This is a genomic window from Streptomyces sp. NPDC030245 (assembly GCF_055572995.1).
Genome location: NZ_JBVICF010000001.1, coordinates 337,797 through 362,608, shown reverse-complemented (window position 1 = coordinate 362,608; position 24,812 = coordinate 337,797). Strand labels below are relative to the sequence as shown.

At 72.5% G+C, this 24,812-nt stretch carries 21 protein-coding genes and 1 tRNA gene; 10 read left to right on the top strand and 12 right to left on the bottom strand.

The window, feature by feature from the left end; all coding sequences use genetic code 11:
• Complete coding sequence (locus ACZ4Z4_RS01585) at nucleotides 1-1,284, bottom strand: NAD(P)/FAD-dependent oxidoreductase (RefSeq protein WP_468320678.1); 1,284 nt, start codon at nucleotides 1,282-1,284, stop codon at nucleotides 1-3.
• A gap of 314 nt (nucleotides 1,285-1,598) precedes the next feature.
• Between ACZ4Z4_RS01585 and ACZ4Z4_RS01580 the strand changes: the two genes are divergently transcribed.
• Nucleotides 1,599-2,381: a sulfite exporter TauE/SafE family protein gene (locus ACZ4Z4_RS01580; RefSeq protein WP_468320675.1), complete on the top strand. Its 783-nt coding sequence runs from the start codon at nucleotides 1,599-1,601 to the stop codon at nucleotides 2,379-2,381.
• A 3-nt stretch (nucleotides 2,382-2,384) separates the two neighbouring features.
• On the opposite strand, the gene ACZ4Z4_RS01575 is transcribed toward ACZ4Z4_RS01580, so the two are convergent.
• From ACZ4Z4_RS01575 to ACZ4Z4_RS01555, 5 genes are all read right to left on the bottom strand, one after another.
• Nucleotides 2,385-3,014 carry a class F sortase gene (locus ACZ4Z4_RS01575; RefSeq protein ID WP_468320672.1) on the bottom strand — a complete coding sequence of 210 codons (630 nt, stop codon included), beginning with the start codon at nucleotides 3,012-3,014 and terminating at the stop codon, nucleotides 2,385-2,387.
• Nucleotides 3,015-3,272: 258 nt separating this feature from the next.
• A complete protein-coding gene (locus ACZ4Z4_RS01570; RefSeq protein ID WP_468320669.1) occupies nucleotides 3,273-3,848 on the bottom strand; it encodes a hypothetical protein in 576 nt (191 codons plus the stop codon).
• Nucleotides 3,849-4,148: 300 nt separating this feature from the next.
• Nucleotides 4,149-4,670 carry a redox-sensitive transcriptional activator SoxR gene (soxR, locus tag ACZ4Z4_RS01565; RefSeq protein ID WP_468320666.1) on the bottom strand — a complete coding sequence of 174 codons (522 nt, stop codon included), beginning with the start codon at nucleotides 4,668-4,670 and terminating at the stop codon, nucleotides 4,149-4,151.
• A 115-nt stretch (nucleotides 4,671-4,785) separates the two neighbouring features.
• On the bottom strand, nucleotides 4,786-5,907 hold the full coding sequence (locus ACZ4Z4_RS01560; protein ID WP_468320663.1) for a sensor histidine kinase: 1,122 nt from the start codon (nucleotides 5,905-5,907) through the stop codon (nucleotides 4,786-4,788).
• A 162-nt stretch (nucleotides 5,908-6,069) separates the two neighbouring features.
• Nucleotides 6,070-6,759: a hypothetical protein gene (locus ACZ4Z4_RS01555; protein WP_468320660.1), complete on the bottom strand. Its 690-nt coding sequence runs from the start codon at nucleotides 6,757-6,759 to the stop codon at nucleotides 6,070-6,072.
• A 303-nt stretch (nucleotides 6,760-7,062) separates the two neighbouring features.
• Between ACZ4Z4_RS01555 and cutA the strand changes: the two genes are divergently transcribed.
• The 3 genes from cutA to ACZ4Z4_RS01540 all read left to right on the top strand — a co-directional run bounded on the left by cutA (nucleotide 7,063) and on the right by ACZ4Z4_RS01540 (nucleotide 8,325).
• Nucleotides 7,063-7,398, top strand: a complete 336-nt coding sequence (gene cutA, locus ACZ4Z4_RS01550) for a divalent-cation tolerance protein CutA (RefSeq protein WP_468320657.1) — start codon at nucleotides 7,063-7,065, stop codon at nucleotides 7,396-7,398.
• Nucleotides 7,395-7,835 carry a gamma-glutamylcyclotransferase family protein gene (locus ACZ4Z4_RS01545; protein ID WP_468320655.1) on the top strand — a complete coding sequence of 147 codons (441 nt, stop codon included), beginning with the start codon at nucleotides 7,395-7,397 and terminating at the stop codon, nucleotides 7,833-7,835. Before cutA ends, ACZ4Z4_RS01545 begins: the two co-directional genes overlap by 4 nt.
• A gap of 199 nt (nucleotides 7,836-8,034) precedes the next feature.
• Nucleotides 8,035-8,325 carry a DUF6355 family natural product biosynthesis protein gene (locus ACZ4Z4_RS01540; RefSeq protein ID WP_468320653.1) on the top strand — a complete coding sequence of 97 codons (291 nt, stop codon included), beginning with the start codon at nucleotides 8,035-8,037 and terminating at the stop codon, nucleotides 8,323-8,325.
• A gap of 58 nt (nucleotides 8,326-8,383) precedes the next feature.
• Here ACZ4Z4_RS01540 and ACZ4Z4_RS01535 read toward each other — a convergent pair whose 3' ends face one another.
• Complete coding sequence (locus ACZ4Z4_RS01535) at nucleotides 8,384-10,531, bottom strand: molybdopterin oxidoreductase family protein (protein ID WP_468320651.1); 2,148 nt, start codon at nucleotides 10,529-10,531, stop codon at nucleotides 8,384-8,386.
• A 225-nt stretch (nucleotides 10,532-10,756) separates the two neighbouring features.
• On the bottom strand, nucleotides 10,757-11,530 hold the full coding sequence (locus ACZ4Z4_RS01530; protein ID WP_468320650.1) for a SanA/YdcF family protein: 774 nt from the start codon (nucleotides 11,528-11,530) through the stop codon (nucleotides 10,757-10,759).
• 232 nt (nucleotides 11,531-11,762) lie between these two features.
• Here ACZ4Z4_RS01530 and ACZ4Z4_RS01525 point away from each other — a divergent pair, with 232 nt between their 5' ends.
• The 5 genes from ACZ4Z4_RS01525 (at nucleotide 11,763) to ACZ4Z4_RS01505 (ending at nucleotide 18,937) form a co-directional block, all read left to right on the top strand.
• Nucleotides 11,763-12,677 (top strand): sirohydrochlorin chelatase, encoded by a 915-nt coding sequence (locus tag ACZ4Z4_RS01525; protein ID WP_468320647.1) that lies wholly within the window; start codon nucleotides 11,763-11,765, stop codon nucleotides 12,675-12,677.
• An 86-nt stretch (nucleotides 12,678-12,763) separates the two neighbouring features.
• Nucleotides 12,764-14,122 carry a deoxyguanosinetriphosphate triphosphohydrolase gene (locus ACZ4Z4_RS01520; protein WP_468320644.1) on the top strand — a complete coding sequence of 453 codons (1,359 nt, stop codon included), beginning with the start codon at nucleotides 12,764-12,766 and terminating at the stop codon, nucleotides 14,120-14,122.
• Nucleotides 14,123-14,299: 177 nt separating this feature from the next.
• Complete coding sequence (locus ACZ4Z4_RS01515; protein WP_468320642.1) at nucleotides 14,300-15,562, top strand: NAD(P)/FAD-dependent oxidoreductase; 1,263 nt, start codon at nucleotides 14,300-14,302, stop codon at nucleotides 15,560-15,562.
• A gap of 43 nt (nucleotides 15,563-15,605) precedes the next feature.
• On the top strand, nucleotides 15,606-17,504 hold the full coding sequence (gene dnaG, locus ACZ4Z4_RS01510; RefSeq protein ID WP_468320640.1) for a DNA primase: 1,899 nt from the start codon (nucleotides 15,606-15,608) through the stop codon (nucleotides 17,502-17,504).
• Nucleotides 17,505-17,644: 140 nt separating this feature from the next.
• Complete coding sequence (locus tag ACZ4Z4_RS01505; RefSeq protein WP_468320637.1) at nucleotides 17,645-18,937, top strand: RNA polymerase sigma factor; 1,293 nt, start codon at nucleotides 17,645-17,647, stop codon at nucleotides 18,935-18,937.
• Between the two features lie 12 nt (nucleotides 18,938-18,949).
• Here ACZ4Z4_RS01505 and ACZ4Z4_RS01500 read toward each other — a convergent pair whose 3' ends face one another.
• From ACZ4Z4_RS01500 to ACZ4Z4_RS01485, 4 genes are all read right to left on the bottom strand, one after another.
• Complete coding sequence (locus tag ACZ4Z4_RS01500) at nucleotides 18,950-20,848, bottom strand: ABC transporter ATP-binding protein (RefSeq protein ID WP_468320634.1); 1,899 nt, start codon at nucleotides 20,846-20,848, stop codon at nucleotides 18,950-18,952.
• Between the two features lie 23 nt (nucleotides 20,849-20,871).
• Complete coding sequence (locus ACZ4Z4_RS01495) at nucleotides 20,872-22,605, bottom strand: ABC transporter ATP-binding protein (RefSeq protein ID WP_468320631.1); 1,734 nt, start codon at nucleotides 22,603-22,605, stop codon at nucleotides 20,872-20,874.
• Nucleotides 22,606-22,745: 140 nt separating this feature from the next.
• Nucleotides 22,746-24,173 (bottom strand): xylulokinase, encoded by a 1,428-nt coding sequence (locus ACZ4Z4_RS01490; RefSeq protein ID WP_468320628.1) that lies wholly within the window; start codon nucleotides 24,171-24,173, stop codon nucleotides 22,746-22,748.
• 78 nt (nucleotides 24,174-24,251) lie between these two features.
• Complete coding sequence (locus ACZ4Z4_RS01485; protein ID WP_468320625.1) at nucleotides 24,252-24,557, bottom strand: YtxH domain-containing protein; 306 nt, start codon at nucleotides 24,555-24,557, stop codon at nucleotides 24,252-24,254.
• A 182-nt stretch (nucleotides 24,558-24,739) separates the two neighbouring features.
• On the opposite strand from ACZ4Z4_RS01485, the gene ACZ4Z4_RS01480 reads away from it, so the two are divergent.
• Nucleotides 24,740-24,812: transfer RNA gene (locus ACZ4Z4_RS01480), tRNA-Asn, on the top strand.

Below are 24,812 nucleotides of genomic sequence, written 5' to 3'. Positions count from 1 at the left end.
TCAGCGGCCTCCGTCGGAAGTGAGCAGGTGGAGCAGGGGGCTGTCGTCGTCGGGCAGCGGGTCGTCGGACTCCCACGCGCGGGCCAGCGCGCCGACCGCCGCGAGCTCGCCGAGCAGCACACCGCCGACGAGCCGGCCGCCGCGGACGACGACCTTGCGGTACGTGCCGCGGGTGGCGTCGGCGAGCTGGATGACGTCGTCGTCGGGGCGCGGCTCGGGGTCGCCGAAGGCGGCGAGGTCAAGCGGGCCAGGACCCGCCAGGGTGAGGCGGGTGAGGGTCCGGGTGCCGGTGTACGGGCGGGGTCCACCCGGCCCGGTGCGGTCGGGGGCGAGGGCAGCGGCGAGCACGTCGGCCTGCTCCACGGCGGGCGTCGCCAGACCGTAGACGCGGCCCGCGTGCTCCGCGCAGTCGCCGACCGCCCGGATGTGCGGGTCGGACGTCCGCAGCAGGTCGTCCACGACGACGCCGCGGCGCACGTCGAGACCGGCGGCCCGCGCCAGACCCGTGCGGGGGCGCACCCCGCAGGCAAGCACGGTCAGATCGGTGTCCAGCAGAAAGCCGTCGGCGAGCTCGACGCGGCGTACGGCACCGTCGGTGACGCCGACCCCGCGCACCCGGCACTCGGTGTGCACCTCCACCCCGAGGTCGGTGAGGTGCCGGCGCACCAGCTCCGACGAGGTCGGGTCGAGGTGCCGCTCCATGAGCCGCTCGGCCTGCTGTGTCAGCACGACCTGGGCGCCGCGCCGGGCGAGGGCGCGGGCCGCCGACACCCCGAGCAGGCCGCCGCCGATGACGACGGCGCGGACGCCCGGCGCCACGGCCGCGGACAGGGCGAGACAGTCGTCCATGGTCCGGAACGCGTGCACGCCGCCGGGCAGTTCGCGCGCACCGGGCGCGAACAGACCGCGCAGCGGCGGCAGGACCGGGTTCGAGCCCGTCGCGAGAACGAGCGTGCCGTACGGGACGACGCTGCCGTCCGCGCAGTGCACCCGCCGCTCGGCGCGGTCGACGCGCACCACGCGGGTGCGGAGCACCGGCCCCGGCGGGCTCGGCAGAGTGATCACGTCCGGCCCGTACCGGCCCGCCAGGACCTCGGCGAGCAGCACACGGTTGTACGGGGCGTGGTCCTCCTCGCCGATCAGTACCGTGCCGGCGCCGAGGCGCTGCGCCACGCGGGTGCCGGCCAGGCCCGCGCCGAGCACCACGACGCCGGTGCCCGGTGCGGGGCCGGGGCCGGTGCCGGCCCCGGGGCCGGGAGGCGTCGGCTGCGCTGAGGAGGTCATGTCCCGCAGCGTGCGGGGCGGGTGTTACCCGGCCGGGGCCGGGTTGTTTCTCCGGGGGAACGGTGTGCTCAGCGGGGGTCCTTCGGCGGTGTGAGGGGGTGGGTGGCCGCCCTGTCCCGCCGCTTCGCGGCGGATTCCTCCCTCCCACCCACCCGTTTGCCCCGCGCCGCATCCTTGCCGTAGGGGCCCTGACCCTCCCCAGGGATGTAATCGCGCCGCAAGAGGGCCGCCTGACCTCAGAAGTCGCTCAAGTCTCGCCGGTCCCCGCCGAAAACCGTGGACGGCGCGACGACCGCGTCCATAGGGTCGCGATCATGCCTGACATATCGCTGACCACGGTCGTCGTCCTCTGTCTCGCCGCTCTCGCGGCCGGCTGGATCGACGCCGTGGTCGGGGGCGGGGGACTGCTGCTGCTCCCCGCCATGCTGCTCGGACTGCCCGGCGGCACGCCCGCCGCGCACGCCCTCGGCACGAACAAGGCCGTCGCCATCGTCGGGACGACCGGTGCCGCCGTCACGTACGTCAGGAAGACACCCGTCGACGTGCCGACCGCCGTGCGGATCGGTCTCGCCGCGCTCGCCGGGTCGATGGGCGGCGCCTTCTTCGCGGCGGGGATGAGCACCGAGGTGCTTAAGCCCGTGATCATGGTGGTGCTGCTCGCCGTCGCCGCCTTCGTGATCCTCAGGCCCGCCTTCGGCACCGCGCCCGCCACCGGACCCGCGTCCCCGAAGCGGATCCTCGCCGCGATCGGCCTCGCGGGCCTCGGCATCGGCTTCTACGACGGTCTCATCGGCCCCGGCACCGGCACGTTCCTCGTCCTCGCCCTGACCGCCGTGCTCCACCTCGACCTCGTCTCGGCCTCCGCCACCGCGAAGATCGTGAACTGCTGCACCAACGCGGGTGCCCTCGCGATGTTCGCCTGGCAGGGCGCGGTCCTGTGGCAGCTGGCCGGTCTCATGGCCGTCTTCAACCTCGCGGGCGGCATGTTCGGCGCGCACACGGCCCTCAAGAAGGGCAGCGGCTTCGTCCGGGTCGTGCTCCTGACCACCGTCTTCGGGCTCGTCGTGAAGATGGCGTACGAGCAGTGGGTGGCGTAGCGCTCAGCGCACGGCCGTCAGGTGGGCGAAGACCACCACATTGCCCTGGTAGCCGGTCTGTTTCGAGTACTTGCCGCCGCAGGTGATGACCCGCAGCTCCGGCCGCGCCGCGGCGCCGTACACCTTCCGGTCCGGGAAGTCCTTGGCGTCGTACACCTCGTTCGCGTCGACCGTGAAGACGGCCACGCTGCCGTCCCTGCGCTCCACCTCGATCGTGCGGCCCTTGCGCAGCGCGCCCAGCTCGTAGAAGACGGCGGGGCCCTCCTGGTTGTCGACGTGCCCGGCGACGATGGCGGTGCCGCGCTCGCCGGGAGTGGTGCCCGCCTCGTACCAGCCCGCGAGGTTCTTGCGCTCCGGCGGGGGCACGTCGAGGCTGCCCTGCCGGGTCAGGCCGAGCCCCATCAAAGGGGTGTCGACGCCGATGGAGGGGATGCGCACGCGGTCGGGCGGGGACGGCGGGAGCGGTGCGGTGCCGGGGGTGTGGGAGGCGGCGGGCTGCTGGTGGTGGTTCTGGTGGTGGCGAGTGCCGGGGCCGGTTGACGCGGTCGACGCGGCCTGCGCGGCGGAGGGCTGCGGCGGCGGCTGTGGCCCGGCACCGCCGCTCAGCAGCCACGCCCCGGAGCAGAGCGCCACGGCGGTGACGGTCGCTATGACGGCGTTGCCGGTCTTCCTGCCGGCCTCTGTGTCGGCAGCACGCCGCGTACGAAGAGGCGTACGAGGACGTGTACGAAGACGCGTGCGAGGTCGTGCACGAAGTCGTGTACCGATGCGCATACGGCGGCCCCCTCGGGGTCGGGCGGTCCTGGCCCTCGTCCCCCTCCCCGCCCGCGGGGGATACGGGCCGGGAGGGGGCGGGGGGAGGCGGTACCGGTGGACAGCGGAGGGTGTCCGTCAGATCCTGTCGCCTCTCGCGCGGCGGTGCAGGAGCCAGGTACCGCCCGCGGCGGCGACGGCCAGGGCCGCCACTCCCGCCGCGGTCTGCACGGGGTCGGGACCGAGCGCGCCGCCGACCCCCGTCTTCACGTGTCCCTTCGGAAGCTGCTGGGGCCGCTCGCCGGCGGCCGCGGTGGAGGTGATCGTGACGACGAGATCACCCGCGACCCGCTTGTCCTTCGTACCGGAGCCGCCGGACCCGGAGCAGGTCGCGACGATCTCGTACGTGCCGGGCTGGGCGGACGGCGGCACCTCGAACCGTCCGGCGGCGGTCTCGCCGCCCTCCCGGCGCGTGCCGGGCGCCAGCGCGAACGTGCCCGCCCCCACCGCGCTCGCGTCCCCCGCCGCGGTCCCGCCCGAGCCACAGGCGCTCGTGTGCACGGTGACGGTGGAGCCGGGGGTGACGGTGGCGGGCCGGATCTCCAGGCCGTCGGCGGGCGGGCCGGGTGCGGCGGAGACGGGGGCGGCCAGGGCGCCGGAGGCCACGACGAGAGCGGTGACGGTCAGCAGGCGGGCGTGGCGGGCGTTGCGCATGTGCTCGTTCCTCCGAGGGGCCTACGCGCGAGCACGGCCCGCGGCACCCCCAAGTGCCGCTGCGTCGGTCGAACCCCGCCCTACCGAGGTAAGTGGCACTCGGCGACGCACGCCTCCTGATGAAGCAGCGGAAAGGGGGCCAGGCGGCGCTTCCTGACGCGGTGAAGGATGCGTTTCAGCAGGTCACCGGCTTGTCGGCGGAAAGTATGCGAAGAGCGGGGGCCGCGCCTGTGAATGGGTGACCCGGCCCGCCCGCGGCTCTCACATGCAGCTCTCACACGCGCCTTCCACACGCGCCTCTCACACGGACGCGTTCTCCTGGTTCTCGTCGGCGGTTTCGCAGGACCCCGCGGCGCACGGGATCTTCTTCTCCACCAGGCGGCGCGGGCCGGGCCCGCGCGAGCCGAGCGCGTCCCAGGTGTTCGACAGCGCGCACCGGGAGAGCGAGAGGCAGCCGCAGCCGATGCAGTCGGTGAGGTTGTCGCGCAGCCGCTGGAGGGTCCGTATCCGGGTGTCGAGGTCCTCGCGCCAGCACTGGGAGATCCTGGCCCAGTCCGCACGGGTCGGAGTGCGGTCCTCGGGGAGCAGGGCGAGCACCTCGCGGATCGTGGCGAGCGGCATGCCGAGCTGCTGCGACGTACGGATGAAGGCGACCCGGCGCAGGGTGTCGCGGCTGTAACGGCGCTGGTTGCCCGTGGTGCGGCGGGACGTGATGAGGCCTTCGCTCTCGTAGAACCGCAGGGCGGAGGGGGCGACGCCACTGCGCTCGGCGAGCTCGCCGATGGTGGCTTCCTTGGCTTTCGGCGTGAGGCGCTGGGTCATGCGGTCAGCGTAGTCATCCAACGCCCCGGACCTGAACCAATGTTCAGCTCCCCAACCCCGACCCCGACCAGGCCCGCGGTCCCGACCGTCGCCTCTGCCTTCGCCGCCGCCTCCGTCAGGCACCCGGCAGGCGTACCACCGCCAGCGCGCCCCCGTCCGCCGCGTTGGCCAGGATCACGCGGGCGCCGATCACCTGGGCCTGGCCGAACGCGATGGTCAGGCCGAGCCCGGTGCCCCGACCGCGTTCGCACGCACCGGTCCGGAAGCGCCGCGGGCCGTCCTTGAGCAGGTGTTCGGGGAAACCGGGCCCGTGATCGCGGACCGTGACCTCGACGCCCTCGACCCGCACCTCGACGGGATCGCCACCGTGCTTGCGGGCGTTGTTGACGAGGTTCGTCAGGATCCGCTCCAGGCGGCGCGCGTCCGTGCGGACGAACGTGTCGTACGCCGTCTCCGCGCCCCGCACGGCGAAACCGGCCCCGGAACCGCCGCCCGCACGCTCCGCGACGGTCTCGACGAGCCGCCCCAGCGGATGCGTCTCCAGCTCCGGTTCCTCCACCTCCGCGTCGAGGCGCGCCACTTCGAGAAGGTCCTCCGTGAGGGTGTGCAGCGCGCGGACCCGGTCGCGGACGAGCTCGGTCGGACGGCTCGCGGGCAGCAGCTCGGCCGCCGTGTGCAGACCGGTCAGCGGGGTGCGCAGCTCGTGGGCGACGTCGGCGGTGAAGCGCCGCTCGGCCTCCAGCCGCTGTTGCAGCGTCGCGGCCATCGTGTCGACGGCGGTGGCCAGTTCGGCCACCTCGTCCTTGCCGTGCCGCGCGCCGGGCGGGCGCGGGTGGTCGATGCGGGCGTCGAGGTCGCCCCGGCTGATGCGCCGCGCGATGGCCGCCGCCGTGCGCAGCTGACGGCTGAGCCTGCTGGACAGGCCCGCGCCGCCGAGCGCGGCGAGGCCGACGACGACGGCTCCCGAGATCAGCAGCCGCCGGTCGAAGTTAGCCATCTCGGCGGCCTGTTCGTCCAGCGGCTCACGGACGGACAGGACGTGCCGGGGGTGGTCGCCGACCGGCCGCGCCGCCCAGACGCACGGGTTGTCCTCCGACGCCATGTCGAGGTAGGTGGTGCGCTGCCCGGCCAGCGCCGCCCGCCGCAGCTGCGCGGGCAGTCCCGGGTCGTCGAGGGCGGAGTCCGTTTCGCTCCGGTCGACCTGTCCCGTCAACTCGTACAGCTGGCGTACGCGCACGAGCTGCGCGATCGCCCCGGACCGCGCGCCCGACGAGACCTGGTCGAGCCGGGCGTGGTGGACGAGCAGACCCGATGGCGACGGCGACCACGGCGCACCCCGCCGCGAGCAGCGCCGTGATCTTCCAGCGCAGCCCGAGCCCGCTGAGCACGGCGCGCGGCATCACGGCCCTCCCGAGGGAGCCGGCTCGTTCGTGTCCGCGGTCCGGGGCGGCTTCTGGTAGCTCTTGATGTCGCTGACCGTGGACATCCGGGCGCCGTCCCAGTGGAAGCGCACGGCCTGCTCGCCGCCCTCGGAGCACGAGGTGCGCACCAGCAGGTCGGGGCCGATCGTCGCCACGTCCAGGTTCCGGCCGGCGGTGAACAGGACGGGGAAGACCTTGCCGTCGTGTGCCGCGTAGACGGCCAGGAGCGACCGTCCGCTCTCCGTGTCGGCGGCCACCAGCATCTCGGGCTTCTTGTCGCCGGTCAGATCCGGGAACATCGGCGGCCGCAGTCCCGCCCGCCCCGGCCGGTCGATCGTCCCGCGGCCGACCAGCGGCTTCATACGGGGGTCGGCCCGCAGGATCGCGTGCACGTCCATCGCGGCGAGCCCTCCGGAACCGACCCTCGGCAGGCCCGGCAGCGCCCGAGGGGGCGGCTGGTGCGTGGCGGCCTCGGCGCCCGGGGCCCGCGCCGATCTGCCCGCCCAGGCGGGCCAGACCGCCTCGGGGTGCGGCTGGACGGAGACGGACGGCGCGGCGGCACCGTGCGCGAGACCGTCCGTACTGCCGCATCCGGAGAGCGCGAGGGCCGCCGGCACGGCGAAGAGGGCGCCGCTCAGGAGGAGCGGGCGGCGGAGGATCGGATTCATGGGTGGCTGACCGTCGTCGCGTGGGGGGCGGGGGAGGGGCGCGTGGGGTGAGAGGAGCGGGGTGGTGCTGGTGGGGGCCGGTCCGGGGACTGCGAAGGGGATTCGGCAGAGGGACCGGACCGGCCACCGCTCCCGAAGGTAGGAACCGTCCATCACGGATGACGGGAGATTGTGTAACAACTGCCCCATGCCCACCCGGAACGCCATGTTCAGGACCTTCGGCCTGGGCGCTCGCCCCTGGAGACCGTCCCTGGACACACCCTTGGGCGCCGCCCTCGGGCACCGCTGTGCACAATCGGGCGTATGGACGACGAACCGAACGTGCGGGTCCTGACCGTACTGACCACGACCGACGCCGAGGGCAAGGCGCGGGAGCTCGCGGGCGGCGCGGTGCGGGCGCGCGTCGCGGCGTGCGCGCAGATCGCCGGACCCGTCACGTCCGTGTACCGGTGGGACGGCGCGCTGGAGACCGCCCACGAGTGGCAGGTGCTGTTCAAGACGACGCCCGGCCGCTACGCCGCCCTGGAGGCGTGGCTCCACGACGCCCACGACTACGACACCCCGGAGATCATCGCGACCCCGGTGGTGCGGGGCAGCGCGGCCTACCTGGAGTGGGTGGAGCGGGAGACCGCCGAGTGACCTCGCGCGCCGGGGCCCGGCTGCCGTTCTTCGTGTACGGGACGCTGCGCCCGGGGGAGCGGAACCACGCCGCCCACCTCGGCGGCCGCATCGCCGCGCGGGGCCCGGCCCGGCTGCCGGACGCCGTCCTCTATGAGGGGCCCGGCTACCCCTACCTCGTCGAGCAGCCCGGCGGCGGCCCCGTCCACGGCGAGTTGGTGACCGCGCTGCCCACCGCCTACGACCAACTCCTCGCCGCCCTCGACGCCTTGGAGGAGTACCGCCCCGGCGACCCCCGCAACCTCTACGAACGAGTCGCCCGCGACGCACTCCGTCCTGACGGGTCGGCGGTGCCCGCCTGGGTCTACATCGCGGCCCCGCGCGTCGCGACCGGGCTGCGCGCGTCCGGGACGGTGATAGGCGGCGGTGACTGGGCCGCGCACCGCCTCGGGAGGTAACTCCCGGCTCTCGGGGTGGCGTTCACCCCACCAGCGCTCATGCGCGACTCAAACGCGTATCCACCCGATCCGGTGATCCGAACCACTCGTGCGAGCGAGTTCGCGCGACTACGCTCCGTGAGCACCGCCAAGCTCTCCGTGTGCACCTGCTGGTGCGCGAGGCGGTGCGTGAGCACCCTGTCAGAGAAGGAATCGCCCTATGCGCGTACGCCGTTCCCTGCCGGCCCTCATCGGTGCCATGGCCCTCGGCCTCGGCATGACCCTGGCGTCCTCGGCCTCCGCCGAGCCTGCGGCCGTCAAGAACCCCTGCGGGTTCTACAAGACCCACACCGACGCCTACTACAACCACTGCACGAGCGACGGCTCGAAGATCCTGATCGAGATCGACGACTGGGGCCCCAACACGACCAGGTGCGTGGGCCCGGGCGTCACCTGGATCGGCAAGGCCGGTGACGTGGACGGCGCCTGGTACATCGGCCGCACCTGCTGACCTCCGCCTCCCCGTACGACCGCGGGCCCGGACCTCGACCCGGGCCCGCCCCACCGCACTACGACCGCTCCCCACGCTCCCCCTCCGCCGCCCGCTCCACCCGCACCGCGCACACCTTGAACTCCGGCATCCGTGACACGGGATCCAGCGCCGGATTCGTCAGGGTGTTGGCCCGCCCCTCGCCCGGCCAGTGGAACGGCATGAAGACCGTGTCGGCGCGGATCGCCGTCGTGACCCGCGCCGGAGCCACCGCGCGGCCCCGCCGGGAGACGACGGCGACCGGATCGTCCTCCCCGACCCCCAGACGCGCGGCGAGCCTCGGATGCAGCTCCACGAAGGGCCCCGGAGCGGCGGAGTTGAGCTCGTCGACGCGCCGCGTCTGGGCCCCGGACTGGTACTGCGCGAGCACCCGCCCCGTGGTGAGCAGCACCGGATACTCCGCGTCCGGCTCCTCCCCGGCATCCCGGTGCGCCACCGGCACGAAACGCGCCCGCCCGTCCTCGGTCGCGAACCGGTCGAGGAACAACCTCGGCGTCCCGCGCCCCCGCTCGCTGCCGCGCCCCCGCTCCGTCTCCTCCTCCGGCTCCGTCTCCTCCTCCGGACACGGCCAGAACACTCCCGCCCCGTCGTCCTCCCGCAACCGCTCGTAGCTGATCCCCGAGTAGTCCGCGGCCCCGCCCGCGCTCGCCCGGCGCAACTCCTCGAAGACCTCCTCCGGTTCGGTGGGAAAGCCCTTCCCGTGGCCGAGGCGCTCCGCGAGCCCGTGCAGCACGTCCAGGTCGCTGCGCACCCCGGCCGGCGCGGAGACGGCCCGCCGCCGCAGCAGCACCCTCCCCTCCAGGTTCGTCACCGTCCCGGTCTCCTCCGCCCACTGCGTCACCGGCAGCACCACGTCCGCGAGCCGAGCCGTCTCGGACAGCACCACGTCCGCCACCGCGAGGAAGTCGAGCGACCGCAGCCGCTCCTCCACATGCGCGGCCCGCGGCGCCGAGACCACCGGGTTGGAGCCCATCAGCAGCAACGCCTTGATCTCCCCGCCCAACGCCTCCAACAACTCGTACGCCGACCTGCCGGGACCCGGTAGGGAGTCCGGATCCACACCCCACACCCCCGCCACATGGGCCCGCGCCGCCGGATCGGTCAGCTTGCGGTAACCGGGCAACTGGTCCGCCTTCTGCCCGTGTTCGCGCCCGCCCTGGCCGTTGCCCTGGCCCGTCAGGCAGCCGTACCCGGACAGCGGCCGCCCCGCGCGCCCCGTGGCGAGGCACAGATTGATCCACGCCCCCACCGTGTCCGTGCCTTTGGACTGCTGCTCCGGCCCGCGCGCGGTGAGCACCATCGCGTTGTCCGCGTCGCAGAAGAGACGTACGGCTTCGCGCAGTTCGGGCACCGCGACACCGGTGATCCGCTCGACGTGTTCCGGCCAGTGCGCCATCGCCGCCGCCCGTGCCTCCTCCCATCCGCTCGTCCGCTCCTCGATGTACGCCTCGTCCGTACGGCCCTCGGCCACCACCAGGTGCAGCAGCCCGAGCGCCAGGGCGAGGTCCGTGCCGGGCCGCGGCGCCAGGTGCAGGTCGGCCTGCTCGGCCGTCCGGGTCCGCCGGGGGTCCACGACGATCAGCGTGCCGCCGTTCGCCCTGAGCTCCGTCAGGTACCGCAGGGCGGGCGGCATCGTCTCGGCGAGGTTCGACCCGACGAGGATCACGCAACCGGTGCGCGGGATGTCCGCCAGCGGGAACGGCAGCCCCCGGTCGAGACCGAACGCCCGCTGCCCGGCGGCCGCGGCCGACGACATGCAGAACCGTCCGTTGTAGTCGATCTGCGACGTGCCGAGCGCCACCCTCGCGAACTTGCCCAGCGCGTACGCCTTCTCGTTGGTCAGGCCGCCCCCGCCGAACACCCCGCACGCGTCCGCACCGTGTTCCGCACGCGTGCGCGTGAGCTCACCGGCGATCCGGTCGAGGGCCTCCTCCCAGGTGGCCGGCGTGAGCCTGCCCGTGGCGTGGGACCGGACGAGGGGCTCGGTGAGACGCACCCGGGAGGAGAGCACGGCGGGAGCCGTGCGTCCCTTGCCGCACAGGGCGCCCTTGTTGACGGGGAACCCCGGCCGCTCGACGACCTCCACACCTTGGGGGCCCTTGATCAGGCCCATCCCGCATTGCAGCGCGCAGTACGGACAGTGGGTCGAAGTCGCCGTGGAGTGCATGGGGTCAGCGTGCGCCGGGCTTGTTACGTGTCCTGCGCCCGTGTGTTACACGTGCGGTAACCCCGTCTCAGTCGTCCCCGCACCCTGTGGTGAGGCCTCCCTCCCTGTGCCGTTGCGTCTCGGCTTCTCGTCTGCCTGGATTTGATCGTTGCCGGGTGCGGGTTGGTTTCGGCTGGTCGCGCAGTTCCCCGCGCCCCTGACGGGGCGCTCCGTTCCTTGCGCCCTTTACGGCGCGCGGGGTGTCGTCAGGGCTTGGGCTATGCCTGATTCGTGCGGGCCCAGGAAGTGGGGGTCCGGGTGGAACGTCGCGTCCAGGGCGGCCTTGCCTGCCGCGAAGATCTCCCGGGCACCGCCGTAGTACCAGGTGGCGTCGTGTTTGGCGTCCACCGCCACCCCGTACGACGAGACGCCCGCCGCGTCGCACAGCGCGACCGCTCTGCGTATGTGGAAGCCCTGGCTGATCAGCACCGCACGATTCACGCCGAAGATCTTCTTGGCGCGGACGCAGGAGTCCCAGGTGTCGAATCCGGCATAGTCACTCACTATGCGGCGGTCCGGCACACCGTGCTTCTTGAGATAGGCGCGCATGGCGTCCGGCTCGTCGTACTCCTCGCGGCTGTTGTCGCCCGTGACGAGCACGACCTCTATGCGTCCCGCGCGGTACAACTCCGCCGCCGCGTCGAGCCGGTGCGCCAGATACGGCGACGGATCGCCCTTCCACAGGCCGGCGCCGAAGACCACCGCGACCCGGGTGCGCGGCGCGTCCGCGACCGAGCCCACCTTGCCGTCCGTCGACACGAACAGCCAGGTCGCCGGCAGCAGCGCGAGCACGCAGAGCGCCATCACCGCCTGCACGGCACGCCGCTGTGCCTGCCGCGAGCGGGGCAGCCGAAGCCGCAGTCGCAGTCGCAGTCGGTCTCTCCGTCGCGCCGCCCCGGCGTCGGCCCCGCCCCCGTCCCTGGGCCTGTCCCGCCTGTCCCTGCCCGTGTGTCTTTCCATCGGTGATCCGCCCCCGTGCCCGCCGGATCTCCCCCGATCCGATCAATGCCACAACCGTAGACCGCCCCACCGGCGACGTCAGTGACCCGTGCCCCCGAAACACCCCCGAGAACACCCCGAGAAACACCCCGACCCACCCCTGACAGCGCCCCGTCGCCCACCGTGAGCCCGCCGCAAACAGTCGTCACGGCCGCGCAACGCGCCCGCAATATGTCCCCGCCATTCTCGGTTCATGACGCCGTCGACCGCTCTTCACGACGAGTCCGGCAGCACTCACCTCGACAGTACGGCGCAGATCATGGACCGCATCACCAGCCAGCTCGGCACCCAGCTCAGCCTCGTCTCACCCGACGGCAGCCGCCGCCCCGCCCCGCGCCCCGCCCCGCGTCCCGACCCCCGCCCCACCCTCGTCCTCGTCGCGCACGGCAGCCGCGACCCGCGCGCCCTCACCACCGTCACGGCACTCGCCGAGCGCGTCCGCGAGCAACGCCCGGGCCTCGCCGTCCGGCTCGGCCACATCGAGCTGAACGAACCGCTGCTCACCGAGACCCTCGCGGCGCAGCGGTCCGGCTCCGCCGTGCTCGTGCCGCTGCTCCTCGGCCGTGGCCAGCACGTCAAGCGCGACGTGCCGGCGGCCGCCGCGGGCGCGCCCCACCTCGACACGCGCGTCGCCGCCCCGCTCGGCCCCCACCCGCTGCTCGCCGAGGCGCTGCACGCCCGGCTCGTCCAGGCCGGCTGGCCCGAGCGCCCCCGGGGCGCGGGCGCGCGGCGCAGGCACGCGGTGGTCCTCGCCGCCGCGGGCTCCCGCGACCCGGAGTCGGCCGCCGACACGGAGACCGCCGCCGGGCTGCTCGCCGAACGCCTCGGCGTCCCCGTCGTGCCCGCCTACGCCGCGCCCACCGCGGCCTGCGCCCGCACCGTGCCGCAGGCGCTCGAAGCCCTGGCCGCGGCCGGGCGGACGCGCACCGCCGTCGCCGCCTACTTCACCGCGCCGGGCCGCTTCGCCACCCAGAGCGCGGCCGCCGCACCCTGGATCGCCGCGGCCCCCCTCGGCCCCCACCCGGCACTCGCCCGCCTCGTCCTGCACCGCTACGACCAGGCGCGCACCGCCCCGGCACCGGCCCGGCGGCGTCTGACCAGCGTGTGACCAGCATCTGACGGAGCGCTGACCCGGGAGGCCGAATCCAAGGGGCCAGATCCCTGTTTGTCACTGCTTGCGTCTACTGTCGGTGCATGGAAGGCACAGCACCGAAGGCGCGTCCCGAGGCCCGCACCGCCCAGGGCGCCCACAGCGTCCCCAGCGCGTACAGCGCCTACAGCGCCTATGACGAAGCGGCCGTCGAGCGGTGGGCCGCCGAGCCCGACAAGAGGCCGGGGCGCACGGCCTTCCAGCGCGACCGCGCGCGCGTCCTGCACTCCGCGGCGCTGCGCCGCCTCGCAGGCAAGACCCAGGTCGTCACGCCCGGCACCAGAAGCCAGGCCTGGGACGCCAGCGCCCGCACCCGGCTGACGCACTCCCTGGAGTGCGCCCAGGTGGGCCGTGAGCTGGGCGCCGCCCTGGGCTGCGACCCCGACCTGGTCGAGACGGCCTGCCTCTCCCACGACCTCGGCCACCCCCCGTTCGGGCACAACGGCGAACAGGCGCTGAACGAAGTCGCGGCGGACTGCGGCGGCTTCGAGGGCAACGCCCAGTCGCTCAGGCTCCTCACCCGCATCGAGCCGAAGCGCTTCATCCGCTCCGGCTCCACCGGCGAACTCGTCAGCGTGGGCCTCAACCTCACCCGGGCCGCCCTCGACGCCGCCACCAAGTACCCCTGGCCGCGCGGCGCCCACCCCTCCGACCCGGCGTCCCCCAAATTCGGTGTCTACGAAGACGACCGGCCCGTCTTCGACTGGATCCGCAAGGAGGCCCCGGGACAGCGCATCTGTTTCGAGGCGCAGATCATGGACTGGTCCGACGACGTCGCGTACTCGGTGCACGACTTCGAAGACGGCCTGCACGCGGGACACATCGATCCGAACGCGCTGCACGCCGAGCCCGAGCGCCAGGACATCTACGCCGTCGCCCTCGGACGCTATGTCCCCGCGGACACCGACCCCGAAGAGCTCGCCCAGGCCCTCGACCGCCTCCTCGACCAGGAGTGGTGGCCGCACGGGTACGACGGATCGGCCGTCGCGCAGGCCCGGTTGAAGGACGCCACCAGCCAGCTCATCGGCCGCTTCTGTCTGGCCGCGGAGTCCGCCACCCGCGGGCGGTACGGCACGGGACCCCTCGCGCGGTACTCCGCGGAGCTCGTCGTCCCCCGCGAGGCACGGCACGAATGCGCCGTACTGAAAGCTGTCGCCGACCGTTATGTGATGCAGCGGCCCGCCCAGGAGCGGCTCCGCGCGGACCAGCGCGTCGTCGTCGCCGAGCTCGCCGACGCGCTCACCACGCGCGCGCCCGACGGCCTCGACCCGCAGTTCCGCGCGCTGTACGACGCGGCGCCCGACGACCGCGCCGCCCAGCGTGTCGTCGTCGACCAGATCGCGTCCCTCACCGACGCGGCGGCCCGCGCCCTGCACACCCGACTGACGGCAGGACCGCGGTGAGACAACGGTAAGTGACCATGGAGTGACCACAGGGCGTGACGAATTGTGGCCAGTCGAGGCCACGCCCCCTTCCCCCATCACGCTCTGTGCGGGACGCTCCCTGGTGCAGCAAGGCCGAAGGGCAACGCTGTGTTCTTCCGGGGGACACCCCCGGTACCCCGGGCAAGGAGGCATCAAGTGGTCGACGCGGATCAGACGTTCGTCATTGTCGGAGGAGGTCTGGCCGGCGCCAAGGCGGCCGAGACGCTCCGCTCCGAAGGGTTCACCGGCCGGGTGATCCTCATCGGTGACGAGCGGGACCACCCCTACGAGCGCCCGCCCCTGTCCAAGGGGTACCTCCTCGGCAAGGAGGAGCGCGACAGCGTCTTCGTGCACGAACCGGGGTGGTACGCGCAGGCGGACGTCGAACTGCACCTGGGCCAGACCGTCGTCGCCGTCGACCGCGAGGCGAAGGCCGTGCGCCTCGGCGACGGCACCGTCATCCGCTACGACAAGCTGCTCCTGGTCACCGGCGCCGAGCCGCGCCGCCTCGACGTCCCCGGCACCGACCTGGCGGGCGTCCACCACCTGCGCCGCCTCGCGCACGCCGACCGGCTGCGGCACGTCCTCGCCGCCCTGGGCAGGGACAACGGCCACCTGGTGATCGCGGGCGCCGGCTGGATCGGCCTGGAGATCGCGGCGGCCGCCCGGGAGTACGGCGCGGAGGTCACCGTCGTCGAGCCCGAGCCGACGCCGCTGCACGCCGTCCTCGGCCCCGAGGTCGGCCAGATGTTCGCCGACCTGCACGCCGAGCACGGCGTCCGCTTCCACTTCGGGGCCCGCCTCACCGAGATCGTCGGCCAGGACGGCATGGTCCTCGCCGCCCGCACCGACGACGGCGAGGAGCACCCGGCGCACGACGTGCTCGCCGCGATCGGCGCGGCCCCGCGCACGGCCCTCGCCGAGGCCGCGGGCCTGGAGCTGGTCGACCGCGCGGCCGGCGGCGGCATCGCCGTGGACGCGTCGCTGCGCACCTCCGACCCCGACATCCACGCCGCGGGCGACGTGGCCGCCGTCCGCCACGCCCTCTTCGGCGCGAGCCTGCGCGTGGAGCACTGGGCCAACGCGCTCAACGGCGGCCCCGCCGCGGCCCGCGCCATGCTCGGCCAGGACGTTACCTACGACCGCGTGCCCTACTTCTTCTCCGACCAGTACGACGTGGGCCTGGAGTACTCGGGCTGGGCGCCCCCGGGGACGTACGACCAAGTGGTGGTCCGCGGCGACACCGGCAAGCGCGAGTTCGTCGCCTTCTGGCTGCGCGACGGGCAGGTCCTCGCGGGGATGAACGTGAATGTGTGGGACGTCACGGAGACCGTGCAGGAGCTCATCCGGCGGGGCGCCCGCCCGGACCCCGACGCCCTCGCGGACCCGTCGACCCCCCTGGCGTCGCTCCTGACGTGACCGGCCGGGCGGGAGTGTCACAGGCGCGCCGTAGTATTCGTACGTGGCAGGCAGGATCAATGACGAGGACGTGAAGGCGGTTCGGGACGCGGTCCCGATCGACGCCGTGGTCTCCGACTACCTCCAGCTGCGCAACGCGGGGGGTGGAAACCTCAAGGGCCTGTGCCCCTTCCACGACGAGAAGTCACCGTCCTTCCAGGTCAGCCCGAGCAAGGGTCTCTTCCACTGCTTCGGCTGCCAGGAAGGCGGCGACACGATCGCCTTCGTGATGAAGATCGACCACCTCACGTTCTCCGAGACGGTCGAGCGCCTCGCCGCCCAGGCAGGCATCACGCTCCGCTACGAAGAGGGCGGGTACAACCCCTCGCACCAGCGCGGCGAGCGCATCCGCCTCGTCGAGGCCCACAAGATCGCCGCCCAGTTCTACGTGGAGCAGCTGGAGAGCGCCGAGGCCGAGATCGGCCGCAAGTTCCTCGCCGAGCGCGGCTTCGACCAGGCCGCGGCCGCGCACTTCGGCGTCGGCTACAGCCCCGCGGGCTGGGACCACCTCACCCGCTATCTGCGCGGCAAGGGCTTCACCGACAAGGAGCTGACCCTCTCCGGCCTCTCCCAGGAGGGCCGCCGCGGCCCCATCGACCGCTTCCGCGGCCGCCTCATGTGGCCGATCCGCGACATCGGCGGCGAAGTGGTCGGCTTCGGCGCCCGCAAGCTCCGCGACGACGACAACGGCCCGAAGTACCTGAACACGCCAGAGACCCCGATCTACAAGAAGTCCCAGGTCCTGTACGGAATCGATCTCGCCAAAAAGGAGATCGCCAAGTCCAGCCGCGCCGTCGTCGTCGAGGGCTACACAGACGTGATGGCCTGCCACCTCGCGGGCATCACCACCGCCATCGCGACCTGCGGCACGGCCTTCGGCGGCGACCACATCAAGATCCTCCGCCGCCTCCTGATGGACAACGGCTCGGCCCGGGTGATCTTCACCTTCGACGGCGACGCGGCCGGCCAGAAGGCGGCCCTGCGCGCCTTCGAGGACGACCAGAAGTTCGCCGCCGAGACGTACATCGCGATCGCCCCCGAGGGCATGGACCCCTGCGACCTGCGCCTCGCCAAGGGCGACGGAGCAGTGGCCGACCTCGTCGAACCGCGCACGCCGCTCTTCGAGTTCGCCCTCCGCCAGATCGTCTCGCGCTACGACCTGGAGACCCCCGCGGGCCGCGCCGCCGCCCTGGACGAGGCCGCCCCCGTCGTGGCCCGCATCAAGAACAGCGGCGCGCAGCACGAGGTCGCCGTGCAGCTCGCCGGCATGCTCGGCATCCTCGACACCCAGTTCGTCGTCAAGCGCGTCGCACAGCTGGCCCGCTGGGCCCGCGACCGCGGCGGCAGGGGACCGGCCCCGGCCCCGCAGCGCCCCTCCCCGGCGTACGAGGCCGCGCCCCAGGGCTTCAGCGGCCCCGCGCTCAACCTGCGCAGCCCCGCCCACCGCACCGAGCGCGAGCTGCTCAAACTGGCCTTGCAGTACCCGCAGTTGGTCTCCCCGGCCTTCGACGCGTACGGCCTGGACGAGTTCACCGCCCCGCCCTATGCCGCGGTGCGCCGCGCCATCGAGGAGGCGGGCGGCGCCGAGCAGGGCGCGCAGGACCCGCAGGAGTACCTCGTCCGTGTCCGCGACGCCGCACCCGACGACGCGGTCCGCTCCATGGTCACCGAGCTCGCCGTCGAGGCGATCCTGCGCAAGACCGTCGACGAGATGTACGCGGGCATGCAGCTGGTCCAGGTCAGGCTGCGCGCCGTCGACCGCCGCATCCGGGACGTCCAGGGCAGCCTCGCCCGGCTCGGCGCGGGCGGCGACCCGCAGCATCTGGCGGCCGTGCAGAACGAGTTGTGGGTCCTCCAGCAGTACGGCCAGGCGCTGCGCGAGCGCGGCGCGGACGCGCTCTGAGGCGACTGCGGCGGCCCGCCGGGGTTCGCCTCCGCGGCTGAGGGTTACCCGGCCAGTAACCACGCGGTCACGGACCGGACTCAAAAAGTCACCGCACGCCCCTCGTGGCGGCCGTGTGTCGTGCCCCACACTGGGTTCCGGTGCCTGAGTCCTCGGAGCGCGGCCGACCCGCAGACAGCGGGTCCGACACCCCCGCGGTTCCACACATCGTGTCCGGGACGGACAGCGGCGAGGCCGTCGTCCCTCTCCCGTTGCCGCACGCCTCAGCAGCGATCACCCTGGAGGTCGCCCCCGTGCAGACCCAGACCCTCACCCAGACCGACACCGCCGCGCGCGCGGATGCGGAGACGAACGTCCTGGAGTCGGTCCCGCCGCAGAGCCGAGCCACCCGGCACCCGGAAGTGCAGGGCGACCCCGAGGCGGCGGAGCCCCAGGCGGTACAGGAAGCCCCGGAGGTCCCCGAGGCCCTGGAGCCCGAGATCCTCGAACCGCCCACACCCCGCAGCCGCGCCGACACCGGCGGCCCCTCCTCCGACCTGTTCCGCCAGTACCTGCGCGAGATCGGGCGGATACCGCTGCTCACCGCGGCGGAGGAGGTGGAGCTCGCCCGCGCCGTCGAGGCCGGTCTCTTCGCCGAGGAGAAGCTGAGCAACACCCCCGACCTCGACTCCCAACTCGCCCTGGACCTCGACAAGCTGGTCGTCGTCGGCCGGATGGCGAAGCGCCGCCTCATCGAGGCCAACCTCCGCCTCGTCGTCTCCGTCGCCAAGCGGTACGTGGGCCGCGGCCTCACCATGCTCGACCTCGTCCAGGAGGGGAACCTCGGCCTGATCAGGGCGGTCGAGAAGTTCGACTACGCCCGCGGCTACAAGTTCTCCACCTACGCGACCTGGTGGATCCGCCAGGCCATGTCCCGCGCCCTCGCGGACCAGGCCCGCACGATCCGCGTGCCGGTGCACGTCGTGGAGCTCATCAACCGGGTCGTACGCGTCCAGCGCCGCATGCTCCAGGAGCGGGGCTACGAGCCCACGCCCGAAGAGGTCGCCGCCCACCTGGACCTGCCGCACGAGCGCGTCAGCGAGGTCCTGCGCCTCGCCCAGGAGCCCGTGTCGCTGCACGCCCCCGTCGGCGAGGAGGACGACGTCGCGCTCGGCGACCTCATCGAGGACGGCGACGCCACGAGCCCCGTGGAGTCGGCCGCGTTCCTGCTCCTGCGCGAGCACCTGGAAGCGGTCCTGTCCACGCTCGGCGAGCGGGAACGCAAGGTGGTCCAGCTGCGCTACGGCCTCGCGGACGGCAGGCCCCGCACCCTGGAGGAGATAGGCCGGATCTTCGGCGTGACACGCGAGCGCATCCGCCAGATCGAGTCCAAGACCCTCAACAAGCTGCGGGACCACGCCTTCGCGGACCAGCTCAGGGGCTACCTGGACTGACCCCGAAGGCGCCTAGTCCACCTCGGCCACGGCTTGCGCGAACTGAGCCGCGTACAGACGCGCATAAGCCCCGTCCGCCGCCAGCAGGGCATCATGCGTGCCCTGCTCCACGATCGCCCCGTTCTCCATGACCAGGATCGTGTCGGCGTCCCGGATCGTGGAGAGCCGGTGCGCGATGACGAAGGACGTGCGCCCGTGCGCGAGGCGTGCCATCGCCTTCTGGATGAGCACCTCCGTCCTCGTGTCGACGGAGCTCGTCGCCTCGTCGAGGACGAGGATCACCGGGTCGGAGAGGAAGGCCCGCGCGATGGTGATGAGCTGCTTCTCGCCCGCGCTGACGCCCGTGCCGTCGTCGTCGATGACCGTGTCGTACCCGTCGGGGAGCGTCCGCACGAAACGGTCCGCGTGGGCGGCGCGCGCCGCCTCCTCGATCTCCTCCCGCGTGACGTCCTTCGCCGCGCCGTACGCGATGTTCTCCGCGATGGTGCCGCCGAACAGCCAGGTGTCCTGGAGCACCATGCCGATCCCGGAGCGCAGCTCGTCGCGCGACATCCGGGCGATGTCGACCCCGTCCAGCGAGATGCGGCCGCCCGTCACTTCGTAGAACCGCATCAGCAGGTTGACCAGCGTCGTCTTGCCCGCGCCGGTCGGTCCGACGATGGCGACCGTGTGGCCCGGCTCGACGACCAGGGAAAGGTCCTCGATGAGCGGCTTGTCCTCGTCGTAGCGGAAGGAGACGTGGTCCATCTCGACGCGTCCGCGCAGCTTCGCGGGCCGCTCGCCGGGCACCGGGTCGGCCTCCTGCTCCGGCGCGTCGAGGATGTCGAAGACCCGCTCGGCGGAGGCCACGCCCGACTGGACCAGGTTCGCCATCGAGGCGACCTGCGTGAGCGGCATCGAGAACTGCCGCGAGTACTGGATGAAGGCCTGCACGTCACCGATCGACAGCGACCCGGAGGCCACCCGCAGACCGCCCACCACGGCGACAAGGACGTAGTTCAGGTTCGAGACGAAGTACATCAGCGGCTGCATGACACCGCTGTTGAACTGCGCCTTGAACCCGGCCTCGTACAGCTGCTCGTTCTGCTCGGCGAACGCCTTCGCCGACTCCTCCTGCCGCCCGAAGACCTTCACCAGGGCATGCCCGGTGTACATCTCCTCGACGTGGGCGTTGAGCGCGCCGGTGGTCTTCCACTGCTGCACGAACTGCGGCTGCGACCGCTTGCCGACCTTGGTCGCCACGTAGAACGACAGCGGCACCGTGACCAGCGCCACCAGCGCGAGCAGCGGCGACACCCAGAACATCATCACCAGGACACCGACGATGGTCAGCAGCGAGTTGATGAGCTGGCCCATCGTCTGCTGAAGCGTCTGGTTGATGTTGTCGAGGTCGTTCGTGGCGCGGCTCAGCACCTCGCCGCGCTGCCGCTTGTCGAAGTACGACAGGGGGAGCCGCGACAGCTTCGCCTGTACGTCGCCGCGCAGCCGGAAGACGGTCCGGTTGATGGCGCGGTTCGACAGCCGCGTCGCCACGGCCATCAGCAGGCCCGCCACCAGGAACGTGCCGAGGGCGAGCAGCAGGACCTCACCCACCGCGCCGAAGTCGATGCCCTTGCCGGGGGTGAAGTCGACGCCGGAGAGCATGTCGGCCATGCCGCCGTCGCCGTTGTCGCGCAGCCGGTCGAGGGCCTGCTCCTTCGTCACCCCGTCCGGCATGTCACGGCCGACGATGCCCGCGAAGAGCAGGTCGGTCGCGCGGCCGAGGATCTTCGGGCCGAGCACGGTGAGCGCGACGCTCAGGACGCCGGCCACGAGCATCCCGTACATCGTGGCGCGCTCGGGCCTGAACTGCGCAAGCAGCCGCCTGCCCGAGCCCTTGAAGTCCATGGACCGGGAGTCGGGACCCATCATCGGTCCACTGATGCCAGGGGGCATTACGCGGCCTCCGCTTCCGTCAGCTGGGAGAGCACGATCTCCCGATAGGTCTCATTGGTCTCCATCAGCTCGTGATGGCGGCCCGTGCCGACGACACGGCCCTCGTCGAGGACCACGATGCGGTCGGCGTCCCGGATGGTCGACACGCGCTGGGCGACGATGACGACGGTCGCCTCCGCGGTCTCCCGGCCGAGCGCGGAGCGCAGCGCGGCGTCGGTGGCGTAGTCGAGCGCGGAGAACGAGTCGTCGAAGAGGTAGATCTCCGGGCGCTGCACGAGGGTCCGCGCGATGGCCAGGCGCTGGCGCTGGCCACCGGAGACGTTGGTGCCGCCCTGGGCGATCGGCGCGTCGAGCCCTTCCTCCAGGCCCTCGACGAACTCCTTGGCCTGAGCGACCTCCAGGGCGTGCCAGAGCTCCTCGTCGGTGGCGTCCGGATTGCCGTACCGCAGATTGCTCGCGACCGTGCCCGCGAAGAGGTACGGCTTCTGCGGGACGAGACTCACGGTCTTCGCGAGCAGTACGGGATCGATGGTGCTGACGTTCACGCCGCCGACCAGGACCTCGCCCTCGGTCGCGTCGATGAGCCGCGGCACGAGGCCGAGCAGCGTCGACTTGCCGCTGCCGGTCGACCCGATGACGGCGGTGGTCTCGCCGGGGCGGGCGACCAGGTGGATCGACTTGAGGACAGGCTCCTCCGCGCCGGGGTAGCGGAAGCCGGCGTCCCGGATCTCCAGGTGGCCGTGGCTGCGCAGCTGGTGCACCGGGTCGGCCGGGGGCACCACGCTGCTGTCGGTGTCCAGGACCTCCTCGATGCGCTCGGCGCAGACCTCCGCGCGCGGCACCATCATGAACATGAAGGTGGCCATCATCACGGACATCACGATCTGCATCAGATAGGTGAGGAACGCGGTGAGCGCGCCGATCCGCATGCCGCCGCTGTCGATGCGGTGCGCGCCGAACCACACCACCGCGATCGAGGAGATGTTCACGACGGTCATGACGATCGGGAACATCAGCGCGAGCAGCCTGCCGCTGCCGAGCGACACGTCGGTCAGCTCGGCGTTGGCCTTACGGAAGCGCTCCTTCTCGTACGTGTCCCTGACGAAGGCGCGGATGACGCGGTTGCCGGTGATCTGCTCGCGCAGCACCCGGTTCACGGTGTCGAGCCGCTCCTGCATGGTGCGGAACAGGGGCCGCAGCCGCCGCACGATCAGGCTGACGCTGATGCCGAGGACGGGCACGACGGCGACCAGGACCGCGGAGAGCGGCACGTCCTGGCCGAGCGCCATCACGATGCCGCCGACGCACATGATGGGCGCCGACACCATCAGCGTGAACGACATCAGGACCAGCATCTGCACCTGCTGGACGTCGTTCGTGGTCCGCGTGATCAGCGTCGGAGCGCCGAACCGGCCCATCTCGCGCGCGGAGAAGGACTGCACCCGGTCGAAGACGGCGGCCCGCACGTCACGGCCGAGGGCGGCGGCGGTCCGCGCGCCGTAGAAGACGGCGCCGACGTTGCAGACCATCTGCACGACGGTGACGCCGAGCATGATCCCGCCGAAGGCGAGGATGTAGCCCGTGTCTCCCTCGACGACGCCGTTGTCGATGATGTCGGCGTTCAGGCTGGGCAGGTAGAGAGCGGCGCAGGTCTGCAAGAACTGGAGCAGCACCAGCAGGGCGATGGGTTTGCGGTACGGACGCAGGTGAGTCCGGAGGAGTCGTATGAGCACGCTCGGTCTCTCGAGGAGTCGGGTGACGGCAAGTTGGGCGACGTGGCTCCCATACTCCGGCACCCGACCCAGGGGCGTGCAACCGATTAACCCATGACCGGGTCAAATTTCAGTCCCGGTCAAGAAATGTGCTCGCTCACTCAGTAGGTGAAGGCACCGGGGTGCGTCTGCTCCCGGACCGTGGCGTGCTGCTGCCGCACCGCCTGCCCCACCGCGAGCTCCTCCCCGGGCTCGAAGATCTGCGCCGCCGCCCCCTGCCAGTACGGCAGTTGACCGGTCAGCGCCCACGCGGCCTGGCGTGCCGCGCCGATCGCGGCGTAGTCCGCGGGCTGCGGCACCACGACCTGCGTACCGAACAGCATCGGCGCCGCGGCCTGCACGGCGGGCAGCTCGGCGGCGGCGCCCAGCAGGAACACCCGCCGGACCTCGACCCCCCGCGCCCGCAACACGTCGAGCGCGTCGCCGAGCCCGCACAGCATGCCCTCGAAGGCCGCCCGCGCCAGGTGCTCCGGCTTCATCGACTCGCGCCGCAGCCCGGTCAGCGTGCCCGCCGCGTGCGGCAGGTTCGGCGTCTTCTCGCCCTCCAGATACGGCAGGAGCACCAGGCCGTGCGCGCCCGGCGTCGACTTCATGGCGAGCGCGGAGAGCTCTTCCAGGTCGGTGAGGCCGAGCATCTCGGCGGTGCCCCGCAGTACGCGCACGGCGTTCGACGTGTGGACGACCGGCAGATGCATCCCGGTGGCGTCCGCGAGCGAGGTGATGATGCCGCGCCCGTCCGTCAGGGCCTCGTGGTGCACGGCCATCACCGACCCGGAGGCGCCGAGCGACACCACGGCGTCACCCTGCCCCACCCCGAGCCCGAAGGCCGCCGCCATCGTCTCGCCGGTCCCCGCGGAGATCAGCAGCCCCTCGGGTGTCGTCCCCGCGGCTTCGGCGGGCCCGATCACCTCGGGCAGCATCGCCTGGTGCCCCAGGGCGAGTTCGACGAGGTCCGGGCGGTAGGAGCCGGTCGCAGCCGACCAGTAGCCGGTGCCCGAGGCGCCGCCCCGGTCGGTCGTGCGCCGGGCGGGCCGGCCGAGGAGCTGCCACACCAGCCAGTCGGGTGCCTGCAACAGCCCCGCCACGTGCCGCGCCGCCTCCGGCTCGTTCTTCGCCAGCCAGCGCAGCTTCGTCACGGGGTGCGCGGCCTGCGGCACGCACCCCACGGCCTGCGCCCACGCCTCGCGGCTGCCGAGCCGGTCGACGAGGTCGACGGCGGCCACCTGCGCCCGCCGGTCGTTGCCGACGAGCGCGGGCCGCACGGTGTTGCCGTGCTGGTCGAGCGGTACGAGCGCGTTCTGCTGCGCGGAGACACCGATGGCCTGCACGCCTTCGAGGAGCCCGCCGCCCGCGGCTTCGCCGAGGGAGAGCAGCCAGGCCTGTGGATCGACGTCGGAGGGCCTGCCGCTCTCGGCGCTCTCCAGCGGATGAGGGGCGTACCCCTGCTTGAGCACGGCGCCCGTGTCCGTGTCACAGACCACGATGCGCGTGAAATCGGGCGAACTGTCCAACCCTGCGACTATCCCCATGCCTGGAATTCTGCCGCACCGCGGGACGTGTCCCGTACCTCTGTTCGCTCTCCGTGATCCATGACCGGATCGGCGGGGCTAGGTGTTGCTGGTGCCCCAGTCGTCCTCGGTGCCGCCGCCCGGTCCGCGCTCGCGCAGGGACCGCACCCGCTCGGCGACCGAGTCGGGCATCTTGTCCCCGACCTTCTCGGAGACCGTATGGAAGGCCTTGCCCGCCACCTCGCGCCCCTGCTGGGTCGCGGATTCCACGGTGTTGCGCACCGCCGGGTTCTGCGAGATCTCGCGGGCGGACTTCCGCAACTGCTCATAACGCTCGCGTCCGGCCCGGGTCCCGAGCACGTACCCGAGGGCCAGTCCCACCACGAATGTGAGCCGGTACCGCATGGCTGCCACCCTTTCCTTGCGTCGGCTTCGCACGTCTGTCACTCGTCTGTCGCTCGCCTGCTGATCGCCCGAGGGGATACCGATTGGCGGAGCACCCCCCTGCTTGCGCTAATGTATGTGTCGCAGCGAGCGCGCGCCGCCCGGAGAGTTCCCAGCTAGGCGCGTTCGATGCAACGAGACGATCCCCTGTAGCTCAATTGGCAGAGCAGCCGGCTGTTAACCGGCAGGTTACTGGTTCGAGTCCAGTCGGGGGAG

Excerpts from the sequence above, each read along its gene's own strand:
- soxR (WP_468320666.1), bottom strand. The coding sequence starts at position 4,670 with ATGACCCAGCGCCTCACGCCGAAAGCCAAGGAAGCCACCATCGGCGAG.
- ACZ4Z4_RS01500 (WP_468320634.1), bottom strand. The coding sequence starts at position 20,848 with ATGATGGGTCCCGACTCCCGGTCCATGGACTTCAAGGGCTCGGGCAGG.
- ACZ4Z4_RS01555 (WP_468320660.1), bottom strand. The coding sequence starts at position 6,759 with ATGAATCCGATCCTCCGCCGCCCGCTCCTCCTGAGCGGCGCCCTCTTC.
- ACZ4Z4_RS01535 (WP_468320651.1), bottom strand. The coding sequence starts at position 10,531 with ATGCACTCCACGGCGACTTCGACCCACTGTCCGTACTGCGCGCTGCAA.
- ACZ4Z4_RS01585 (WP_468320678.1), bottom strand. The coding sequence starts at position 1,284 with ATGACCTCCTCAGCGCAGCCGACGCCTCCCGGCCCCGGGGCCGGCACC.
- ACZ4Z4_RS01490 (WP_468320628.1), bottom strand. The coding sequence starts at position 24,173 with ATGGGGATAGTCGCAGGGTTGGACAGTTCGCCCGATTTCACGCGCATC.
- ACZ4Z4_RS01580 (WP_468320675.1), top strand. The coding sequence starts at position 1,599 with ATGCCTGACATATCGCTGACCACGGTCGTCGTCCTCTGTCTCGCCGCT.
- ACZ4Z4_RS01530 (WP_468320650.1), bottom strand. The coding sequence starts at position 11,530 with ATGGAAAGACACACGGGCAGGGACAGGCGGGACAGGCCCAGGGACGGG.
- ACZ4Z4_RS01570 (WP_468320669.1), bottom strand. The coding sequence starts at position 3,848 with ATGCGCAACGCCCGCCACGCCCGCCTGCTGACCGTCACCGCTCTCGTC.
- cutA (WP_468320657.1), top strand. The coding sequence starts at position 7,063 with ATGGACGACGAACCGAACGTGCGGGTCCTGACCGTACTGACCACGACC.
- ACZ4Z4_RS01525 (WP_468320647.1), top strand. The coding sequence starts at position 11,763 with ATGACGCCGTCGACCGCTCTTCACGACGAGTCCGGCAGCACTCACCTC.
- ACZ4Z4_RS01485 (WP_468320625.1), bottom strand. The coding sequence starts at position 24,557 with ATGCGGTACCGGCTCACATTCGTGGTGGGACTGGCCCTCGGGTACGTG.
- ACZ4Z4_RS01520 (WP_468320644.1), top strand. The coding sequence starts at position 12,764 with ATGGAAGGCACAGCACCGAAGGCGCGTCCCGAGGCCCGCACCGCCCAG.
- ACZ4Z4_RS01540 (WP_468320653.1), top strand. The coding sequence starts at position 8,035 with ATGCGCGTACGCCGTTCCCTGCCGGCCCTCATCGGTGCCATGGCCCTC.